Source organism: Streptococcus sp. k-378 (assembly GCF_013277505.1).
GTDB classification, from domain to species: domain Bacteria; phylum Bacillota; class Bacilli; order Lactobacillales; family Streptococcaceae; genus Streptococcus; species Streptococcus pseudopneumoniae.
The window spans coordinates 1-851 of the sequence record NZ_VMNC01000072.1 but is presented as its reverse complement, the minus strand read 5'-3'; the positions used below and the strand labels follow the sequence as shown (position 1 = coordinate 851).

The 851-nt window shown below is 36.4% G+C and carries 1 tRNA gene and 1 pseudogene; both read right to left on the bottom strand.

The window, feature by feature from the left end:
* Nucleotides 1-145: 145 nt before the first annotated feature.
* Nucleotides 146-217, bottom strand: a tRNA-Glu gene (locus HT719_RS07840).
* Between the two features lie 49 nt (nt 218-266).
* Nucleotides 267-758: pseudogene (locus HT719_RS07835) on the bottom strand (IS30 family transposase); the annotation flags it as partial.
* Between the last annotated feature and the right edge of the window lie 93 nt (nt 759-851).

Genomic DNA, 851 nt, shown 5'->3' with positions numbered 1-851 from the left:
TCTTGTTCAGTTTTCAAAGGTCTTTGTCACTCGCTTCTCTCAAGCGACAACTATATTAGTATATCACAATCACTTTCGCTTGTCAACACTTTTTTTGAAACTTTTTTAAACTTTTTTCATCAAGTGTTACAGCCGCAACATACCATAGTCCGTACGGGATTCGAACCCGTGTTACCGCCGTGAAAAGGCGGTGTCTTAACCCCTTGACCAACGGACCAGAGTTGTTATTTTCAACTCTTACTATTATACAATCTTTTTCAGACTTGTCAACACCTTTTTCTAATTTTTTTAAACTTTTTACAATTTGCTAACTTCTCGCCAAATTTCAAGTTCAAGTTAGCCATGAAGAAGTCTTCTCTGGGTGATTTGTAGTTCAAGCATTTTTTAGGATAGTTATTAATCCAATTTTCGATGAATGCGACTTCTTTGGGAGTCGTTTTCTTAGTTCCCTTAGGTAACCATCTACGAATGAGCCTGTTGTGATTCTCATTAGTTCCCCTTTCCCAAGAGGCATAGGGGTGCGCATAATAGATATGTTCCTCAGAAAATACATCAGACAAGCGGTTAAATTCTGTACCATTATCTGCCGTGATGGACAGAATCTTGTCTTGTTTTAAGATGAGTTTTAAAGCCTGATTGACCGCCTCAGCACTTTTATTTGGAATCAATCGGATAATTTGATGCCTAGTCCTTCAATCAGTTAAGACCAGTAAACAATAATTTTTCACTCTTGTAAGCAGAACCGTATCAATCTCATACTGGACTAAAATCAAAAAACATCTTATAATAGTAGTTATGAAACTTACAAACGAAGAAACACAAAACATTGAAAAACTCCTAAGAGATTCATC